We start from the raw sequence: 18839 nt of genomic DNA on the forward strand, positions 1-18839 counted from the left end.
GGCCCGGCAGGTCAGGGCGCGAGCCACTGCTCTGTGTAGGCGTCGATCTCCGCGCTGATGCGGGCCTTGCCCGCCGGGTCGAGGAAGGACGCCTCGACGGCGTTCCTGGCGAGGCCGGCGACGCCGCGCTCGTCGAGTCCGAGGAGCCGGGCGGCGACCCCGTACTCGTGGTTCAGGTCGGTGCCGAACATCGGCGGGTCGTCGGAGTTGATCGTGACCAGTACCCCGGCGGCGACCATCTCCTTCATGGGGTGCCGGTCGAGGTCGGTGACGGCGCGGGTGGCGATGTTGGAGGTGGGGCAGACCTCCAGGGCGATGCGGTGCTCGGCGAGGTGGGCGAGCAGTACAGGGTCCTGGGTGGCGCTCGTGCCGTGGCCGATGCGCTCGGCGTGCAGGTCGTTCAGGGCGTCCCAGACGGTCTGCGGTCCCGTCGTCTCGCCCGCGTGCGGCACGGAGCGCAGCCCGGCCGCGACGGCCCGGTCGAAGTACGGCTTGAACTGCGGGCGCGGCACGCCGATCTCCGGGCCGCCGAGCCCGAAGGAGACCAGTCCCTCGGGCCGCAGGTCGACGGCGAGCCGGGTGGTTTCCTCGGCGGCCTCCAGACCGGCCTCGCCCGGGATGTCGAAGCACCAGCGCAGGATCACGCCCAGCTCGGTCTCGGCCGCGGTCCTGGCGTCCTCGATGGCCTCCATGAACGCCTTCTCGTCGATGCCCCGCCGCGTCGAGCTGAACGGGGTGACGGTCAGCTCCGCGTAGCGGATGTTCTGCCGCGCCATGTCGCGGGCGACCTCGTAGGTGAGCAGCCGGACGTCCTCGGGGGTGCGGACCAGGTCGACGACCGAGAGGTAGACCTCGATGAAGTGCGCGAAGTCGGTGAACGTGAAGTAGTCGACCAGAGCCTCGGGATCCGTCGGCACCTTCGAGTCCGGGTGGCGCGCGGCCAGCTCGGACACGATGCGGGGCGAGGCCGAGCCGATGTGGTGGACGTGCAGCTCCGCCTTGGGAAGCCCCGCGATGAAGGGGTGCAGATCGGTCATCGAGGTCCTCCGAGTGGGTGAGCCGTCCCTGGTCACGGCTCATCGTAAGCGGGTCGTTAGCATGGCCGGACACGATGGGGGAGGGTCATGCCAGACAACAGCGAGCGGAACGATCCCTGGGCGCCGCCGGAGGCCCGGCAGTCCGAGCCGGGGATCGACCTGGGCAAGCCGGCGCCTCCGGCGGCCGGGCCGCACAACCAGCCGACGGTGACGTCGATGCCGACGGCGGGCTTCGGCGCCCCGGCGGGCGACCAGCTTCCGCCGCCCCCGGTCGCGCCCGGCGGACCGGCGCAGCCCGCACCGGGCCCGTACGGCTACCCGGCGCCCACGACGCCCATGGCGGGCGGAGCGGGCGCACCGGGCGTACCAGGCGCACCGGGTGGACCCGGCGGGGCGGTGGGGCCGGGTGCCGGCTATGGCTACCCGGGCTATCCGGCGCCGTACGGCGCGAATCCGTGGGGGCCTGCCCCGGCGAACGGTCTCGGCATCGCCGCGATGGTGCTCGGCATCGTCTCGGTGGTCACGTTCTGCCTGTACGGAGTCGTCAGCATCATCACGGGTGCCCTCGGCCTCATCCTCGGCATCGTCGCCCGAAAGCGGGTCAAGCGGGGCGAGGCCAACAACGGCGGCATGGCGACGGCGGGCATCATCACGGGCTCGATAGGCATCGTCCTGGGCATCCTGGTCCTCGGCGGCCTCATCTGGGCGATCGCCGAGGGCGTGTCCCGCCAGGACGACTTCGACTCGTACGACGACTCGTACTCGACGTCCATGGTCGTCCCGGAAACGGTTCGCTGACCGGGCCGTCCCCGGCCGGGAGGGCCCCCGACAGGCGCTCCGGGCCCTCCGGAGTGATCGCCGCGCATACGATGGGCGGACGACGTCCAACGGAGGGGGAATCACTCATCATGTCCGACCCGAACCAGCCGCCCGGCTTCGGGCCGCCCGGTCCGTACGGCTCCGGCGGGCCGCAGCAGCCCGGCTACGGATACCCGGCGCCGAGCACCCCTCCGCCGCCACCGGTCGGCTACCCGGCGGCACCGCCGGTCTCGCCGTACGCCACGCCCGCGCCCGCGTACGGGGCGCCCGGGTACGGGGCGCCGCGGCCCAGCAACGGCATGGGAACCGCGGGACTGGTCCTCGGCATCATCGGTGTCGTCTGCAACGTGATCCTCGTGCTGTGGTTCATCGGCATGATCCTCGGAATCCTCGCGATCATCTTCGGTGCGCTGGGCCGGGGCAAGGCGAACCGCGGCGAGGCGACCAACAAGGGCGCGGCCACGTCGGGGCTGGTCATGGGCATCATCGCGACGGTGCTGCTGCCGGCGCTCGTGCTGCTGATCTTCGCCGGCTCCCTCGGAGCGGCGAGCGGCATCTGACCCGCCGCCCGCAGGCCGTGGGCCGTACTTCCGGAGGGCCCGGCACGCGAGGCGTGCCGGGCCCCATCCGTGGGCAGGCCGGGAGCCGCCCCGCTACTGCCCGCGCAGCTCCTTCCGCGCGTCCATCAGCGCGAAGCCCAGCAGGTTGAGGCCGCGCCAGCGGGCCGGGTCGTGGGCGCGCTCGTCGTCGGCCGCGAGTCCTATGCCCCAGATTCGGTCCACCGGGCTCGCCTCCACCAGCACCCGGTTCCCGGTGCCCAGCAGGTAGTCCCGCAGCCGCGTGTCCTGGCCGAACTTGTGCCGACTCCCCTCCACCACGATCCCGTACCGCTCGCGCTCCCACACCGCCTCGTCGAAGCCGCGCACCAGCCGCCCGGCCTTCTTGGCGAGCGCCGGGTTCGCCGCCTCCACGGCCCGTCGCTCCGCCTCCGCGTCGCCGAAGAGGCGCGCCTTCGCGGCCATCATCCAGTGCTCCGCCGTCGCGTACGTGACCCCGTCCACCGTGAACGGCGACGGCCACCACTGGCTCAGACAGCTCGCCCCGATCTCCCCGTCACGGCGCGCGCGATGCCCCCAGAAGTACAGAAACCTCACCCTCCCCCAGCCTCCGGCCGGAACCTCCATCCCGCTTCGCTCACCCCTGCTGACCTGCTCGATCAGCGCATCCAGCTGCTCCATGCACGCCAGCATGGCAGCCGCCACCGACACTCCGTACGGGGATTTCCGGAGCCGCGCGACACATGGTCGACGCAATCCGTCGCGTAACCAAAAGGCAACAACGGAATCCCTTGTTGAGTGGGGACCACTCTGTCAGGATCGGCACTCAAATCAAGCTGGAACAACGGAGAGCGTCAAATGGACGACCGCTTCCAGGCAGCGGAGATCGTGGATCAACGCACCGCCACCGCCACCGAGGCGCGGCAGCGCTTCGGCGAGGGCGCGCAGTACATCGGGGGCCGCCTGCGCCCCGGCACCTCCGGCCGCACCCACACCGTGGTCGACCCCGCGACGGGCGACGACGTCCTCACATACGAGCTCGCCGGGACCGCCGACGTGGACGCGGCCGTCGCCGCCGCCCGCGCCGCCTTCCCCGCCTGGTCCGGGGCCACCCCGGGCGAGCGCTCCGAGGCGCTGCACCGCTTCGCCGCCGTCCTGGCCGAACGCGCCGAGGACTTCGCGCGGGCGGAGTCCCTGCAGTGCGGGAAGCCGCTCAAGCTGACCCGCGAGTTCGACGTCCCGGGCACCGTGGACAACGCCGCCTTCTTCGCCGGGGCGGCCCGCCACCTCCAGGGCCAGTCCGCGGGCGAGTACAGCGGCGACCACACCTCGTACATCCGCCGCGAAGCCATCGGCGTCGTCGGCTCCGTCGCGCCCTGGAACTACCCCCTCCAGATGGCCGCCTGGAAGATCCTCCCGGCCGTCGCCGCAGGCAACGCCATCGTCCTCAAGCCCGCCGAACTCACCCCGCTCACCTCGCTGATGTTCGCTCGGGCGGCCACCGACGCGGGCATCCCCGACGGCGTGATCAACATTGTCAACGGCGCCGGACGGGACGCGGGCGAGCACCTCGTCGGCCACCCCGACGTCGCCATGACGTCCTTCACCGGTTCCACGCCCGTCGGCAAGCGGGTCGCCGAACTCGCCACCGCCACCGTCAAGCGCCTCCACCTCGAACTCGGCGGCAAGGCACCCTTCGTCGTCTTCGACGACGCCGACCTCGAAGCCGCGGTGCACGGCGCCGTGGCCGGTGCGCTCATCAACACCGGCCAGGACTGCACCGCCGCCACCCGCGCCTACGTCCAGCGGCCCCTGTACGACGCCTTCGTCGAGCAGGTCGCCGCGCTCATGGGAACCGTCCGGCTCGGTGACCCGTTCCACCAGGACACCGACCTCGGGCCGCTCATCAGCCACGCCCAGCGCGACCGCGTCGCCGCCTTCGTGGACCGGGCCCGCGCGTACGCCACCGTGGTCACCGGTGGCGAACCCCCCAAGGGCCACCTGGCCGCCGGCGCCTACTATCCGCCCACCCTGATCACCGGCGCCGCCCAGGACAGCGAGATCGTCCAGTCCGAGGTCTTCGGCCCCGTCCTCGTCGTCCTCCCGTTCGACAGCGACGACGAGGGACTCGCCCTCGCCGGCGACACGCCCTACGGCCTCGCCGCGTCCGCCTGGACCCGCGACGTCTACCGCGCCGGCCGCGCCACCCGCGAGATCAGGGCGGGCTGCGTCTGGGTCAACGACCACATCCCGATCATCAGCGAGATGCCGCACGGAGGCTACCGCGCCTCCGGCTTCGGAAAGGACATGTCAACGTACTCCTTCGAGGAGTACACGCAGGTCAAGCACGTGATGCTCGACAACACCGCGGTCGCCAGGAAGGACTGGCACCGCACGATCTTCGGGGACCGCTAGCCCACAGGACGCCGCACGAACAGCGGACCGACCCAACCCGAAAGGCACAGCGCATGGAGCAGTACGAGCCCGACAGCCTCTCCGCGGCACAGCTCGCCGCGATGCGGCGCAGCCTGACGAACGGCAGGGGAGCCCTCAGCCGCCGTTCCCTGCTGCGCGCCTCGGGCGTCGGGGCGCTCACCCTCGGCGGCCTCGCCGGACTGAGCGCCTGTGGCATCCCGCCCGCCAGGCGGGAGGGCGAGGGGCCCTCCTCCACCGACTACTCGGCCGAGGAGAAGCAGCTCGACTTCTCCAACTGGACGCAGTACATCGACATCAGCGAGGACGAGAAGCGCCGCCCCACCCTGGAGGCGTTCACCCGGCGGACCGGGATCAAGGTCAAGTACACCGAGGACATCAACGACAACGTCGAGTTCTTCGGCAAGATCAAGCCCCAGCTCGCCGCCGGCCAGGACACCGGCCGCGACCTGATCTGCGTCACCGACTGGCTCGCCGCCCGCATCATCCGCCTCGGCTGGGCCCAGAAGCTCGACCCGGCGAACCTCCCCACCGCCTACGCCAACCTCGCCCCCCAGTTCCGCCGCCCCGACTGGGACCCCGGCCGCGCCTACTCCTATCCCTGGACCGGCATCTCCACCGTCATCGCCTACAACATCAAGGCGACCGGCGGCCGCAAGGTCGACTCCGTCACCCAGCTCCTCGACGATCCCAGGCTCAAGGGCCGGGTCGCGTTCCTCTCGGAGATGCGCGACTCCATCGGCATGACCCTCCTCGACATGGGCAAGGACCCCGGCAAGGTCACCACCGCGGACTTCGACGCCGCCCTCGGCCGCCTCCAGAAGGGCGTCGACACCAAGCAGATCCGCCGCTTCACCGGCAACGACTACACCGCCGACCTCAGCAAGGGCGACATCGCCGCCTGCCTCGCCTGGGCCGGCGACCTCATCCAGCTCCAGGTCGACAACCCGGACATCCGCTTCGCCATCCCATCCGCCGGATACATGACGTCCACCGACAACCTCCTGGTCCCCGCCCAGGCACGGCACAAGACCAACGCCGAGAAGCTCATCGACTACTACTACGAGCCCCCCGTCGCCGCCCAGCTCGCCGCCTACATCAACTACGTCTGCCCCGTCGAGGGCGTACGCGAGGAACTGGCCAGGATCGACCCCGAGCTGGCGTCGAACACGCTGATCCTCCCGGACCAGGCGATGGCCGCGAAGTCGCATGCCTTCCGCTCCCTCAGCACCGACGAAGAGACGGCGTACGAGGAGAAGTTCGCCAAGCTCATCGGTGCGTAGGCGGCCTGAACGGCCGTGACCCCTTCTCTCGCGCCTGAACGGCGCTCGTCCTCAAACGCCGGACGGGCTCAACATCGCCCCTGACACCTGGGACCACGATCCATGACGACTGACACGCACACCGGCGGCGACGTCCGCCTCACCGGGATCAGCAAGACCTACAGCTCCTTCACCGCCGTCCACCCGCTCGACCTGACCGTCCCCCAGGGCTCCTTCTTCGCCCTCCTCGGCCCCTCCGGCTGCGGCAAGACCACCACCCTCCGCATGATCGCCGGACTGGAGGACCCCACCACCGGCACCGTCCGCCTCGGCGACCGCGACGTCACCGACCTGCCCCCGCACAGACGCCCCGTCAACACCGTCTTCCAGTCCTACGCGCTCTTCCCGCACCTCGACATCTACGAGAACGTCGCCTTCGGGCTCCGCCGACGCGGCGTCAAGTCAGTGAAGAGCCAGGTGGACGAGATGCTGGAACTGGTGCAGCTCGGCGACAAGGCCAAGAGGAAGCCGCACCAGCTCTCCGGCGGCCAGCAGCAGCGCGTCGCCGTCGCCCGCGCGCTCATCAACCACCCCCAGGTGCTTCTCCTCGACGAGCCGCTCGGCGCCCTCGACCTCAAGCTGCGCCGTCAGATGCAGCTGGAGCTCAAGCGCATCCAGACCGAGGTCGGCATCACCTTCGTCCATGTCACCCACGACCAGGAGGAGGCCATGACCATGGCCGACACGGTCGCGGTGATGAACGCCGGCCGCGTCGAACAGCTCGGCGCGCCCACCGAGCTCTACGACAACCCGCGCACCACCTTCGTCGCCAACTTCCTCGGCACCTCCAACCTCATCGAGGCCGAGGTCGTCGAGGCCGGCACGGACCTCGTCGTCTCGGCCGACGGCGGCAAGCTGCGCCTGCCCGCCGACCGCTGCGCCACCCCCACCCGCACCGGCGGCAGGCTCCTCGTCGGCATCCGCCCGGAGAAGATCTCACTCGCACACGCCGACGACGCGGGCACGGTCCCCGCCGGACGGAACAGAGTCACCGGCCGCATCGCCGACACGTCCTTCATCGGCGTGTCCACCCAGTACACCGTCGACGGCCCCACCGGCACCGGCCTCCAGGTGTACGAGCAGAACATCGAGCGCGACCCGCGCCTCGTCCCCGGCGCCGAGGTCGTCCTGCACTGGAACCCCGCCCACACCTTCGGTCTCGACGCCACCCAGGCCGCAGACGCCGGAAAGACGGACGGGGCCGGCGTGGAGACGGTGGAGGACGCCGCATGACGACCGTCACCGAGCCCCCGCCCCTCGCCGGGCCCTCCGCCGCTCCACCCGTGCGGAAGCGCTCCACGCGCAAGCGACTCGTCCCGTACTGGCTGCTCCTGCCCGGCATCCTCTGGCTGCTGGTCTTCTTCGCCCTGCCGCTCGTCTACCAGGCGTCGACGTCCGTGCAGACCGGCTCGCTCGAGGAGGGCTACCAGGTCACCTGGCACTTCCAGACCTACTGGGAGGCGCTGCGGGACTACTACCCGCAGTTCGCGAAGTCCCTGCTGTACGCCGGGACCGCCACCCTGCTCTGTCTGCTGCTCGGCTACCCGCTCGCGTACCTCATCGCGTTCCGCGCCGGACGCTGGCGCAACCTCCTCCTCGTCCTGGTCATCGCGCCGTTCTTCACCAGCTTCCTCATCCGGACGCTGGCCTGGAAGACGATCCTCGCGGACGGCGGCGTCGTCGTCGGAGCCCTGGACGCGCTGCACGTCCTGGACGTCACCAGCTGGCTCGGCTGGACCGAGGGCGACCGCGTCCTGGCCACACCGCTCGCCGTGATCTGCGGTCTCACGTACAACTTCCTGCCCTTCATGATCCTGCCGCTCTACACCTCGCTCGAACGGATCGACGGGCGGCTCCACGAGGCGGCCAAGGACCTGTACGCGTCCCCCGCCACCACCTTCCGCAAGGTCACGTTCCCGCTCTCCATGCCGGGCGTAGTCTCCGGCACGCTGCTCACCTTCATCCCCGCGAGCGGCGACTACGTCAACGCCGAACTCCTCGGATCGACCGACACCAAGATGATCGGAAACGTCATCCAGTCGCAGTTCCTCCGGGTGCTCGACTACCCGACGGCGGCCGCGCTGTCGTTCATCCTGATGGCCGTCGTGCTGATCATGGTCACCTTCTACATCCGCCGGGCCGGAACGGAGGACCTGGTCTGATGCTGCTTCGCTGGATACGACGTCATCTCGTCGTCCTCGCGGGCGCTCTCACGCTCGCCTATCTGATCCTGCCGAACATCGTGGTCCTGATGTTCTCCTTCAACCGACCGGACGGGCGCTTCAACTACGCCTGGAAGCGCTTCTCGCTGGACGCCTGGACGGACCCCTGCGGCGTCCCCGAGCTGTGCACCGCCCTCGGACTGTCCCTGCAGCTCGCCGCCTGGGCCACGCTCGGCGCCACCGCGCTGGGCACGATGATCGCCTTCGCGCTGGTCCGCTACCGCTTCCGGGCGCGCGGCGCGATCAACTCGCTGATCTTCCTGCCCATGTCCATGCCCGAGGTCGTCATGGCCGCCTCGCTCCTCACGCTCTTCCTCAACATGGGCGCCGAGCTGGGCTTCTGGACGGTCCTGATCGCCCACATCATGTTCTGTCTGAGCTTCGTCGTCGTGGCGGTCAAAGCCCGCGTGATGTCCATGGACCCCCGCCTCGAGGAAGCGGCGCGCGACCTATACGCCGGTCCCGTGCAGACCTTCCTGCGGGTCACCCTGCCGATCGCCGCGCCCGGCATCGCGGCCGGCGCGCTGCTCGCCTTCGCGCTGTCGTTCGACGACTTCATCATCACGAACTTCAACGCGGGCTCCACCGTCACCTTCCCCATGTTCGTGTGGGGCTCGGCGCAGCGCGGCACACCCGTGCAGATCAACGTCATCGGTACGGCGATGTTCGTCATCGCGGTGCTGGTGGTCGTCGCCGGCCAGCTGCTGGCCGGCCGGCGGAAGCGTACGGAAGACCTCCGGTAACCCCTGAAGAACCCCTGAGGGAGTTGGAAGCCATGGCCCCAGTCGCCATGCGAACCGCTGCACAATCGCTCTCGGACGCCCAGCCCGTCCCCTTCTGGCTGGAAGACCCCGGCAAGCCCGCCGCACTGCCCGCCCTCACCGCCACCGAGCACTGCGACCTGCTCGTGGTCGGCGGCGGCTACAGCGGACTGTGGACCGCGCTCCTCGCCAAGGAGCGCGATCCGCGGCGGGAGGTCGTGCTCATCGAGGGCCGGGAGGCGGGCTGGGCCGCCTCCGGCCGCAACGGCGGCTTCTGCGCCGCGTCACTCACCCACGGCTTCGGCAACGGCCTGTCCCGCTGGCCGGACGAGCTGGCGAAACTGGAGGAACTCGGCGCGCGGAACCTCGACGCCATCGAGGCCGCGGTCGCCCGGTACGGCATCGACTGCGACTTCGAGCGGACCGGCGAGATCGACGTCGCCACCGAGCCGTACCAGCTGGCCGAACTCCACGAGCTGTACGCGCAGGCCGAACGCCTCGGCCTCGCCGACGGCCTGGACCTCCTCGACCGCGACGCCGTGCGCGCCGAGGCCGACTCACCGACCTTCCTCGGCGGACTGTGGGACCGGCGCGGCGTCGCCCTCGTCCACCCCGCGAAGCTCGCCTGGGGCCTGAAACGGGCCTGCCTCGACGCGGGTGTCCGCGTCTACGAGAACACCCGCGGCCTCGACCTCACCACGTCCGGCCCGTCCATGGCCGTCCGCACCCCGTACGGCAGGGTCCTCGCCCGCCAGGTCGCCCTCGGGACCAACGTCTTCCCGTCCCTGGTCCGACGCGTCCGCCACTACACCGTCCCGGTCTACGACTACGCCCTGATGACCGAGCCCCTGACCGACGACCAGCTGGCCTCCATCGGCTGGAAGAACCGCCAGGGCCTCGGCGACAGCGCCAACCAGTTCCACTACTTCCGGCTCAGCGCCGACAACCGGATCCTGTGGGGCGGCTACGACGCGGTCTACCCGTTCGGCGGCCGCGTCCGGGCCGAGCTGGACCAGCGGCCGGAGACGTATCTGAAGCTCGCCGAGCACTTCTTCCGCTGTTTCCCGCAGCTGACGGGCGTCCGGTTCAGCCACGCCTGGGGCGGCGCCATCGACACGTGCTCCCGCTTCTCCGCCTTCTTCGGCACGGCGCACCAGGGGCGGGTCGCGTACGCGGCCGGCTTCACCGGGCTCGGCGTGGGCGCGTCCCGGTTCGGCGCGGACGTGATGCTGGACCTGCTGTCGGGGGAGCGCACGGAGCGTACGGAGCTGGAGATGGTCCGCAGAAAGCCGCTGCCGTTCCCGCCGGAGCCGTTCGCCTGGGCGGGCATCGGTATGACCAAGTGGTCCCTGGCCCGCGCCGACGCCAACGGCGGCCGCCGCAACCTGTGGCTGCGCACGATGGACCGCCTCGGCCTCGGCTTCGACAGCTGAGACCGGTGCGCCCGCTGTGCGCCCCCGCGAGCCCGTTCACTACTTCGTGGCAACGGAACCCGCATATTGATCCACGATCACCCCGCTCTCCCGTGTGACCGCACCGTCCTGAGGGGCAGTCACACATGGACATGGAGGCTGTGGGCGATGACAGGTTCGGGGGCTTCGGGGAAGTCCGGCTCATCAGGAGCCAGGGCGGCGGTGGAGTGGCTGGTGTCCGTGGCGCCCGACCCCGACGCCTGCCGCTGGGAGTGGGAGCGCAATCCGCTCGGGATCGCGCTGCTGCCCGCCGGGCGGCGCTGGGACGTGCTGATCATCCCGGGGTGGCTCGGCTGTCCGACGCTGGACGTGCTCCAGCGGCTCGTCGGCCGTCCCGGGCCGGTGCTCTCCGACTTCGGCGACGAACGGATGGGGTTCTTCGTCCCGGCGGGCACGGCCGCGTGCTGGGTCGGCACCGGGGTGCGCAGCGCCGGCCGGGGCACCTGGATCGTCGTCCCTTACCCGGGCCGTACGACGGGCGGGGCGCGCTGGCTGGTGCTGCCGGACGGCGCGGGCACGCTGACGGATCCGGCGCTGCTGGAACTGGCGATGCACGAGGCGGTGGGGCGCATCGCGGGGGACGGTGACGCCCGGAGCTCTCGACCGCCCCGGAAGCGGTGAGTGGGGACCGTACCCGTCACCTCACTCCTGCGCGGCGGCGGCCGGGCCCTGCGGGCACCCCGGCGGGCAGCGACAACGCAGCCGCGCCCGGACCGTCGTCCGTCGACGGGGGCCGCTTCAACGGCGAGGGGTTCTCCCGGCACTTCGGCGCCCGCGAACGGCGCCGACCATCAGCGCCGCTCCTGTGAACAGCAGGGCGCTGCCCGCCACGTCCAGCGGCCAGTGGTAGCCACGCAGCACCAGCCCGGTGCCGGTCGCCACCGTCAGCACCACGGCGACGGGCAGCAGCGCTCGCCGGTGCACCAGGAGCGCCGCCCCGCAGTACGCCACCAGCGCCGTCGCCGTGTGCCCCGAAGGGTAGAAGCCGGTCGCGTCCGTGAGCGGTCCTGGCCGGTCGAGCAGCAGCTTCAGCGGGATCACCAGGGCCGGTACGAGCGCCATGGCCACGCCCGCGTACAGCGCCTGCACGCGGCGGCCGCGCCACACCGCGTACGCCATCGCGGCGGCCAGGACGGGGAGGGCGACGGGCATTCCGCCGAGGTCGGCCCCCAGTTCGGTGAGCCACGCCGGGCCCCGGCCGGCCAGGGCGCGTCCGGCGCGCTCGTCGAGCCCGGCCAGCGGGCCGTGGACAGCCACCTGCCAGGTGACCAGGAGAAACGCGCACAGCGAGAGGAGTGCGCAAACGGAAGCCGGCCGTCCCGGAACAGGGGGGGTTGTTCCGGGACGGCCGTCAGGACCGGTGTGCCGCGCGCCCCGGGGGGTGTGGGGCGGGCGGCGGTCCGATCGGTGAGGATCGCCGGAGCCGTAAGCGCCGACAGTGTGCGCGATGGCACGCCCAGGGCGGTACTGGGGAGGTCCCGGCCTGGAACCGCCCGCAGTCTCCTGCGGGCGGGGTTCTTCTCTCATCTGCCACCGACCGTACGGCACGAGCCGGGGGACCGACAGACGGATCTCCAACCCGCCATCGGCCCCCCACAGCTTCTTCACGTCCGGCGCGCGCCGGCGCGCGCCTCGCGTCCGATCAGATACGCGCGAAGGCGCTCTCGATGATGTCCAGACCCTCGTTGAGCAGGTCCTCGCCGATGACCAGCGGCGGCAGGAAGCGGAGCACGTTGCCGTAGGTGCCGCAGGTCAGCACCAGCAGGCCCTCGGCGTGGCACGCCTTCGCCAGCGCGCCGGCGGCCTCCGGGTTCGGCTCCTTCGTCGCCGGGTCCTTCACCAGCTCGATGGCGATCATCGCGCCACGGCCCCGGATGTCGCCGATGACCTCGTACTTCTCCTGCATCGCGGAGAGGCGGGCCTTCATGACCTCCTCGATGCGCTTCGCCCTGCCGTTGAGGTCGAGCTCCTTCATCGTCTCGATGGCGCCGAGCGCACCCGCGCAGGCGACCGGGTTGCCGCCGTAGGTGCCGCCCAGGCCGCCCGCGTGCGGGGCGTCCATGATCTCGGCGCGGCCCGTCACGGCGGCGAGCGGCAGACCGCCCGCGATGCCCTTGGCGGTGGTGATGAGGTCCGGGACGACGCCCTCGTCCTCGCACGCGAACCACTGGCCGGTGCGGCAGAAGCCGGACTGGATCTCGTCGGCGACGAACACGATGCCGTTGTCCGAGGCGAACCGGCTGATCGCGGGCAGGAAGCCCTTCGCCGGCTCGATGAAGCCGCCCTCGCCGAGCACCGGCTCGATGATGATCGCGGCGACGTTCTCCGCGCCGACCTGCTTGCTGATCTGGTCGATGGCCTGCGCGGCGGCCTCGGGGCCGCAGTTCTCCGGGCCGGTCGGCCAGCGGTAGCCGTACGCCACCGGCACGCGGTACACCTCCGGCGCGAACGGGCCGAAGCCGTGCTTGTACGGCATGTTCTTGGCGGTCAGAGCCATCGTCAGGTTCGTACGGCCGTGGTAGCCGTGGTCGAAGACGACGACGGCCTGGCGTCCGGTGTACGAGCGGGCGATCTTCACCGCGTTCTCGACGGCCTCGGCGCCGCTGTTGAACAGCGCGGTCTTCTTCGCGTGGTCACCCGGGGTGAGCTCGGCGAGCGCCTCGCAGACCTCCACGTACCCCTCGTACGGGGTGACCATGAAACAGGTGTGGGTGAAGTCCTGGAGCTGCGCGGACGCGCGGCGCACGACCGCCTCGGCGGAGGCGCCCACGGACGTCACGGCGATACCGGATCCGAAGTCGATCAGACGGTTGCCGTCGACGTCCTCGATGACGCCACCGCCCGCGCGGGCGGTGAACACCGGCAGTACGGAGCCGACGCCGCCCGCGACGGAGGCGACGCGGCGGGCCTGAAGCTCCTGCGACTTCGGGCCGGGAATGGCGGTGACGACGCGGCGCTCCTGCGGAATTTCGGTCATGCGGGGCTCCTGGGGGTGTTCCGGACGCTATGTCTCTACTTTCTCCCGCAGGCTAGGCCCGGGTACGGGCCCCGGGCATGCGCCGATAGGGAGTGGTGAGCCGGGCGTCGTTGTCCGCGACGGACATAGCGCGGCCCGGACGGCACCCGCGTCCGCGTCGACCGGCCCCAACACGCCCTCCTGGCACTAGATTGGCCGGTGCACGCACGCGCGCGGCCTGGCTGGTCAGGGGGCAGGGATTCATGGACAGGGACGGTACGTCGTACGAGGCACGGGGCACGCATGCCGACCCCGTCCCGCACCCGGCCGGCCCACCGCCCCGGCAGCCCGCCCCGGCAGCCCCGCCGCCCCCTCCGGCCGGCGCCACGTCGCCGGGAGGCGCCACCCCGTCGACCAGTGCCACCCCGGCCGCACCTGCCGCACCTCCCGCGGCCCCTCCGGCACCTCCCGCGCCGCGCCACGCACCCGCGCCCGCCACCGGGGCGTCCGTCGTGGACTGGCTGCGCACCCCGCGCCCCGATGCCGAGCCCGGCGTGTGGCGGCTCGGGCACCGGCCACGGCCGCAGGAGGAGCCCGAGCACGTACCGGCGAGGCGGCTCTTCGCCGCCGCGCTCATCTCGCTGCTCACCGGCTGGCTCCTGTGGTCCCTTCTCTGGAACGGCTACCTCGGCCACTACTGGCTCTGGCCGCTCCTCGTCCTCACCCCCGACTCCTGGCGCTCCGAGCCCGTCGTCTGGGCGACCGCCAGCTACGTCTACTACGCGCTCGTCGGCGGCGGCCTCCTCGTCTTCTTCGCCCGCATCGGGCACGTCCCGGACATCTGGCGCCGCTACGCCCGCCGCCCCCGCACCCGGGCCACCGCGCCCCCGCCGCCCCGGTCCGGCGACGCCGACCCCGCCGAGTGGCCCGAGCTGCGCGCCGCCGGACTGGCCGAAGCCGCCGCCCGGCTCGCCGAGGCCACCCGCACGGGCGCGCTCGGCGACGTGGACTACGCCCGCATCCAGCGCGCCTGGCACGGCGTACGCACCCACCCCGACCGGCTCGCCGCGTTCACCGACGCCGTACGCGTCCAGGGCGCCGCCGCCTGTGCCCACCCCTCCGGCGTACGCGACCTCCCCGTCCGTACCGCCACGCACGACCTGGCCACCGGCCAGGTCCGCCTCGGCACCGCCGCCGACCACCCCCGCAACCCTTACGCCCGCCGCACCACCGGTGTCGCCCTCGAACCCGCCCTGCTGGGCACGTCCCTGCTCGCGGTCGGCCCGGCCGCGTCCGGCAAGACCGTCCGGCTGACCCGGCCCGTCACCGAGTCCCTCTGCCTCCAGGCGCTCGCCAACCGCGCCGCCGTCGTCGCCGTCACCGCCCAGGGCGCCCCGCTCGCCCCGGACGCCGCGTTCGACGTCGTCATCGCGGTCGGCCGCCCCGACACGCTGCACGACCTCGACCTCTACGGCGGCGCCGAGGACCCCGACGAGGCCGCCCGGACCCTCGCCGAGGCGCTTGTCGGCGACCTCGTCCCGGACAGCCGCCGCGCGGCCACCGCCCTCGCCCAGCTCATCGGCCCCTACCGGGCAGCGCACGGTCACTTTCCCGGTGTGCCCGAGCTCCGTGAGCTCCTCGGCGGCGCCCCGCGGGCCCTCGCCGACCTGCGCGCCGCCGTCGCCGGCGACCCGGCGCAGCTGCGGGAGCTGGACGCCCGGGCGCGGCAGGCCGAGCGCGGGGACGACGTCGCGGTCCTTCTGGCCGAACGCATCGCGTTCCTGGACCGCCCGGCCTTCGCCGACTTCTTCCGTACGGACGGCGGCGGCCGCCGCTTCTCGCTGCGCGCCGTCGAGCACCCGCTGCGCGTCCGCGTCGACCTGCCCGAGCGCGGCCACGCCGAGGCGTCCCGGATCCTCGCCCGGCTGCTGCTCGCCCAGTTCACCGAGGCCGCCCTGGCCCGCGCCGACCGGTCGCTGTTCGCCTGCCTCGTGCTGGACGACGCGACCGACACCGTCACCGCCGACTCCGTACGCGCCATCCAGCGGCTCCGCTCGGCGCACGCGGGCGTCGTCCTGTCGCTGCGCACCCTGGAGGACGTACCGGAGCCGCTGCGCGGGCCACTGCTCGGCGCCGTCGGCTGCCGGATGGCGTTCGCGGGGCTCGCGCCCTGGGACGGCGGGAAGTTCGCGGAGGTGTGGGGCACCGAGTGGGTGCAGACGCGCGACGTCACCAACCGGCAGATCATCTCCGACGAGCCGCTCACCAAGGCCATGCACTTCATGCGCCGCCTGGTCACCGGCCGCGCGGCCACGGCAGAGGCGGTCACCGTACGGGAGGTCGAGCGGGAACGCTGGTCGGCGTCCGAGCTGGCGCACGGGGTGCCCGCGGGGCACGCGGTGCTGTCCGTGACCGGCGTACGCGGGGAGCACGCGCCGCCGCTCCTGGTCGACCTGCGGACGTGATCCCTGCCCGCTCGTCGGCCGCGCGCCGTAGGCCGCAGTCGTACGTCCTGGCAGAATCGAGGGGAGCCGTTCATACGGGACGGCGAAAAATCGCCGCCCGAAACAATCCTCCCCCTTCCGAAGGCCAGCCGGTCCCATGCCGCTCACCCTTGCCTCGCTCGTCCAGCACTCGGCGCTCAAGCTCACCGTGCGCGCCGGTGAGGACCACCTCGACACGCCCGTCCGCTGGGCGCACGTCAGCGAACTCGCCGACCCCGTCCCGTACATGGAGGGCGGCGAACTGCTGCTGACCACCGCCATGACGCTCGACGCCGAGGACGGCGAGGCGATGCGCCGCTATGTGCGCCGACTGGCCGGAGCGGGGGTCGTCGGGGTCGGCTTCGCGGTCGGCGTGAACTACGACGAGCTGCCGCGGGCGCTGCTGGACGCCGCGACCGAGGAGGATCTGCCGCTGCTGGAGGTGCCGCGCCGCACCCCGTTCCTGGCGATCTCCAAAGCGGTGTCCGCCGCGCTCGCCGCCGACCAGTACCGGGCCGTGACGGCCGGGTTCGAGGCGCAGCGGGAGCTGACCAGGGCGGCGCTCGCCGAGGGCCCGGACGCGGTGGTGGCCCGGCTGGCCGCGCATGTGGACGGCTGGGCGGCGCTGTACGACGCGTCCGGCACCGTCGTGGCCGCCGCCCCCGACTGGGCGGCGCGGCGGGCGGCGCGGCTCACCCCGGACGTGGAGCGGCTGCGGGAGCGGGCCGCGCCGGCCAGCGCCGTCGTGGGCGGCACCGAGGACCGGGTCGAGCTCCAGTCGCTGGGCAGCGGGCGGCGGGTGCGGGGCGCGCTGGCGGTCGGCACGGGGGCGCCGCTCGGCACGGCGGAGCGGTACGCCGTGCACTCGGCGGTCGCCCTGCTCACCCTCACCACGGAGCGGTCCCGGTCGTTGCAGGCCGCGGAGCAGCGTCTCGGGGCCGCGGTGCTGCGCATGATGCTGGCCGGGCAGCCGGACCATGCCCGTACGGTCGCCGGCGACCTGTACGGCGGGCTGCTCGACGCCCCGTTCCGGCTGCTGATCGCGGAGGCCGCGGGCGACGCCGACCCGGCCGCCGAGGCGCCCCTGTCGGTGCTCGCCGACGCGCTGGAGGCGGCCGCCGCGCGCGCGGGAGAGGCCGTACTGACCGTGCCCGAGGGCGACGACCGGCTCGTCGTCCTCGCCGAGGACGGGGGAGCGGTGGGCGCCGCGTGCGAGGCGTACGCGGCGAAGGAGGCCGACGAGACGGGCGCCGTCATCGGCCTCTCGGCCCCGGCCGGCCCGATAACCGCGGGCACCGCCTACAAGCAGGCCGAACAGGCCCTGTCCGTCGCCCGCAGGCGCGGCCGCGCCCTCGTCGAACACGAGGAGCTGGCCACGGGCTCCCTGCTGCCGCTGCTCGCCGACGACGCGGTACGGGCGTTCGCCGACGGCCTGCTCCGGGCGCTGTACGAACACGACGCGACCGGCCGCGGCGACCTCGTGGCGTCGGTCCGCGCCTGGCTCTCCCGGCACGGCCAGTGGGACGCGGCGGCCGCCGAGCTGGGCGTCCACCGCCACACCCTCCGCTACCGGATGCGCCGCGTCGAGGAGATCCTGGGCCGCTCCCTGGACGACCCGGACGTCCGCATGGAGCTCTGGCTCGCCCTGAAAACCACCGGCGACCAGCCTCCGAAGCCGTCGTAACTCCGCTTCTCCTGCCCGAATTCGGGCAAATTCTTTGCCGATCGCTCGCAAGATCCATACTCTCCTGCTCATGACAACCGCACGCATCAGCGGCGCCGTATGGACCGCACTCGCGATCGTGTACCTCGTATGGGGCTCCACCTACCTCGGCATCCGCGTGGTCGTGGAGACCATGCCGCCCTTTCTCTCCGCCGCCGCGCGGTTCGTCGTCGCCGGTCTCGTGCTCGCCGCGCTGCTCGCCTGGCGGCACGGCCCCGGCGTGCTGAAGGTGACCCGGGCCCAACTCGCCTCCGCCGTGGTCGTCGGCGTCCTCCTGCTCCTGGGCGGCAACGGCCTCGTCGTGCTCGCCGAGACCACCGTGCCGTCCGGACTCGCCGCACTGCTGATCGCCGTCGTACCGGCCTGGGTGGTCCTGCTGCGCACCGCGTTCGGCGAGCGCCCGGGCCCCGGCGCGTACGCCGGTGTCCTCCTCGGCCTCGCCGGGCTCGCGGTCCTCACCCTTCCCGGCCTGAGCGGCGAGGTCCGCATCGGCGGCGTCCTCACCGTGATCGTGGCGACCCTGATGTGGTCCGCCGGGTCGTTCTCCTCCTCGCGCATCCCGATGCCCCGCAACCCGTTCACGGCCAGCGCGTACGAGATGGTCGCCGGCGGCCTCGCCTGCCTCGTCGTCGGGCTCACCCGCGGCGAACAGCGCGGCCTGGACCTGTCGGCCGTCTCCGCCCGCTCCTGGACCGCCCTCGGCTACCTGATCGTCTTCGGCTCGCTGATCGCGTTCACGGCGTACGCCTGGCTCCTCCAGACCGCTCCGCTCTCCCTCGTCGCCACATACGCGTACGTCAACCCGGTCGTCGCCGTCCTCCTCGGCCGGCTCGTCCTCGACGAGGCGCTGACCTGGCCCATCGCGGTCGGCGGCACGGTGGTGGTGGCCGGCGTGTGGCTCATCGTCCGCACCGAACGCCGGGGCGCATCTGCCGAACCGGCGGACCCGGCGCCGCGACCACTCCACCGCGGACAAACACCCACCCGCTCCTCCGGCCCTACCGTGTGACCCGGGAGCAGCGCACACGCAAGTCGCTCCGACTACTCCGACTAC

At 72.4% G+C, this 18839-nt stretch carries 16 protein-coding genes; 12 read left to right on the top strand and 4 right to left on the bottom strand.

From position 1 onward, the window contains the following. Positions 1 to 11: 11 nt before the first annotated feature. Complete coding sequence (locus FVS66_RS00545) at positions 12 to 1037, bottom strand: adenosine deaminase (protein WP_149178945.1); 1026 nt, start codon at positions 1035 to 1037, stop codon at positions 12 to 14. A gap of 87 nt (positions 1038 to 1124) precedes the next feature. Here FVS66_RS00545 and FVS66_RS00550 point away from each other — a divergent pair, with 87 nt between their 5' ends. Next, positions 1125 to 1835 (top strand): DUF4190 domain-containing protein, encoded by a 711-nt coding sequence (locus FVS66_RS00550; RefSeq protein WP_149178946.1) that lies wholly within the window; start codon positions 1125 to 1127, stop codon positions 1833 to 1835. Positions 1836 to 1945: 110 nt separating this feature from the next. Beyond that, a complete protein-coding gene (locus FVS66_RS00555) occupies positions 1946 to 2416 on the top strand; it encodes a DUF4190 domain-containing protein (protein ID WP_149178947.1) in 471 nt (156 codons plus the stop codon). Positions 2417 to 2509: 93 nt separating this feature from the next. Here FVS66_RS00555 and FVS66_RS00560 read toward each other — a convergent pair whose 3' ends face one another. After that, positions 2510 to 3094: an NADAR family protein gene (locus tag FVS66_RS00560; protein ID WP_187645319.1), complete on the bottom strand. Its 585-nt coding sequence runs from the start codon at positions 3092 to 3094 to the stop codon at positions 2510 to 2512. 177 nt (positions 3095 to 3271) lie between these two features. Here FVS66_RS00560 and FVS66_RS00565 point away from each other — a divergent pair, with 177 nt between their 5' ends. The 7 genes from FVS66_RS00565 to FVS66_RS00595 all read left to right on the top strand — a co-directional run bounded on the left by FVS66_RS00565 (position 3272) and on the right by FVS66_RS00595 (position 11244). Then, complete coding sequence (locus tag FVS66_RS00565; protein WP_149178949.1) at positions 3272 to 4828, top strand: gamma-aminobutyraldehyde dehydrogenase; 1557 nt, start codon at positions 3272 to 3274, stop codon at positions 4826 to 4828. A 53-nt stretch (positions 4829 to 4881) separates the two neighbouring features. Continuing rightward, a complete protein-coding gene (locus FVS66_RS00570) occupies positions 4882 to 6129 on the top strand; it encodes a spermidine/putrescine ABC transporter substrate-binding protein (protein ID WP_149178950.1) in 1248 nt (415 codons plus the stop codon). A 102-nt stretch (positions 6130 to 6231) separates the two neighbouring features. Beyond that, on the top strand, positions 6232 to 7401 hold the full coding sequence (locus FVS66_RS00575; protein WP_149178951.1) for an ABC transporter ATP-binding protein: 1170 nt from the start codon (positions 6232 to 6234) through the stop codon (positions 7399 to 7401). Then, positions 7398 to 8330 carry an ABC transporter permease gene (locus FVS66_RS00580; RefSeq protein WP_149178952.1) on the top strand — a complete coding sequence of 311 codons (933 nt, stop codon included), beginning with the start codon at positions 7398 to 7400 and terminating at the stop codon, positions 8328 to 8330. The genes FVS66_RS00575 and FVS66_RS00580 overlap by 4 nt, the downstream gene beginning before the upstream one ends. Next, the gene (locus tag FVS66_RS00585; protein ID WP_149178953.1) at positions 8327 to 9133 is read left to right on the top strand and encodes an ABC transporter permease; all 807 of its coding nucleotides are present in this window, start codon (positions 8327 to 8329) and stop codon (positions 9131 to 9133) included. Before FVS66_RS00580 ends, FVS66_RS00585 begins: the two co-directional genes overlap by 4 nt. Before the next feature lie 32 nt (positions 9134 to 9165). Further along, entirely contained in the window at positions 9166 to 10584 is a 1419-nt protein-coding gene (locus FVS66_RS00590) for an FAD-binding oxidoreductase (protein WP_149178954.1), read from the top strand. Between the two features lie 147 nt (positions 10585 to 10731). Beyond that, positions 10732 to 11244 (top strand): hypothetical protein, encoded by a 513-nt coding sequence (locus tag FVS66_RS00595; protein ID WP_149178955.1) that lies wholly within the window; start codon positions 10732 to 10734, stop codon positions 11242 to 11244. Positions 11245 to 11361: 117 nt separating this feature from the next. Here FVS66_RS00595 and FVS66_RS00600 read toward each other — a convergent pair whose 3' ends face one another. After that, positions 11362 to 11880: a phosphatase PAP2 family protein gene (locus FVS66_RS00600; protein ID WP_399224575.1), complete on the bottom strand. Its 519-nt coding sequence runs from the start codon at positions 11878 to 11880 to the stop codon at positions 11362 to 11364. A 385-nt stretch (positions 11881 to 12265) separates the two neighbouring features. Continuing rightward, a complete protein-coding gene (gene gabT, locus FVS66_RS00605) occupies positions 12266 to 13600 on the bottom strand; it encodes a 4-aminobutyrate--2-oxoglutarate transaminase (protein WP_149178957.1) in 1335 nt (444 codons plus the stop codon). A 242-nt stretch (positions 13601 to 13842) separates the two neighbouring features. Here gabT and FVS66_RS00610 point away from each other — a divergent pair, with 242 nt between their 5' ends. The 3 genes from FVS66_RS00610 (at position 13843) to FVS66_RS00620 (ending at position 18794) form a co-directional block, all read left to right on the top strand. Further along, entirely contained in the window at positions 13843 to 16044 is a 2202-nt protein-coding gene (locus FVS66_RS00610; RefSeq protein ID WP_149178958.1) for an ATP-binding protein, read from the top strand. Positions 16045 to 16180: 136 nt separating this feature from the next. Beyond that, entirely contained in the window at positions 16181 to 17746 is a 1566-nt protein-coding gene (locus tag FVS66_RS00615; RefSeq protein ID WP_149178959.1) for a PucR family transcriptional regulator, read from the top strand. Positions 17747 to 17816: 70 nt separating this feature from the next. Beyond that, on the top strand, positions 17817 to 18794 hold the full coding sequence (locus tag FVS66_RS00620) for an EamA family transporter (RefSeq protein ID WP_149178960.1): 978 nt from the start codon (positions 17817 to 17819) through the stop codon (positions 18792 to 18794). Positions 18795 to 18839 lie beyond the last annotated feature (45 nt).

This window comes from Streptomyces sp. TRM49041 (assembly GCF_008271805.1).
Taxonomy (GTDB): Bacteria; Actinomycetota; Actinomycetes; order Streptomycetales; family Streptomycetaceae; genus Streptomyces.

Coding starts and splice junctions, on each gene's coding strand:
- FVS66_RS00615 (WP_149178959.1), top strand. CDS start 16,181: ATGCCGCTCACCCTTGCCTCGCTCGTCCAGCACTCGGCGCTCAAGCTC.
- FVS66_RS00610 (WP_149178958.1), top strand. CDS start 13,843: ATGGACAGGGACGGTACGTCGTACGAGGCACGGGGCACGCATGCCGAC.
- FVS66_RS00555 (WP_149178947.1), top strand. CDS start 1,946: ATGTCCGACCCGAACCAGCCGCCCGGCTTCGGGCCGCCCGGTCCGTAC.
- gabT (WP_149178957.1), bottom strand. CDS start 13,600: ATGACCGAAATTCCGCAGGAGCGCCGCGTCGTCACCGCCATTCCCGGC.
- FVS66_RS00590 (WP_149178954.1), top strand. CDS start 9,166: ATGGCCCCAGTCGCCATGCGAACCGCTGCACAATCGCTCTCGGACGCC.
- FVS66_RS00570 (WP_149178950.1), top strand. CDS start 4,882: ATGGAGCAGTACGAGCCCGACAGCCTCTCCGCGGCACAGCTCGCCGCG.
- FVS66_RS00575 (WP_149178951.1), top strand. CDS start 6,232: ATGACGACTGACACGCACACCGGCGGCGACGTCCGCCTCACCGGGATC.
- FVS66_RS00620 (WP_149178960.1), top strand. CDS start 17,817: ATGACAACCGCACGCATCAGCGGCGCCGTATGGACCGCACTCGCGATC.
- FVS66_RS00545 (WP_149178945.1), bottom strand. CDS start 1,037: ATGACCGATCTGCACCCCTTCATCGCGGGGCTTCCCAAGGCGGAGCTG.
- FVS66_RS00595 (WP_149178955.1), top strand. CDS start 10,732: ATGACAGGTTCGGGGGCTTCGGGGAAGTCCGGCTCATCAGGAGCCAGG.
- FVS66_RS00565 (WP_149178949.1), top strand. CDS start 3,272: ATGGACGACCGCTTCCAGGCAGCGGAGATCGTGGATCAACGCACCGCC.
- FVS66_RS00560 (WP_187645319.1), bottom strand. CDS start 3,094: ATGGAGCAGCTGGATGCGCTGATCGAGCAGGTCAGCAGGGGTGAGCGA.
- FVS66_RS00550 (WP_149178946.1), top strand. CDS start 1,125: ATGCCAGACAACAGCGAGCGGAACGATCCCTGGGCGCCGCCGGAGGCC.
- FVS66_RS00580 (WP_149178952.1), top strand. CDS start 7,398: ATGACGACCGTCACCGAGCCCCCGCCCCTCGCCGGGCCCTCCGCCGCT.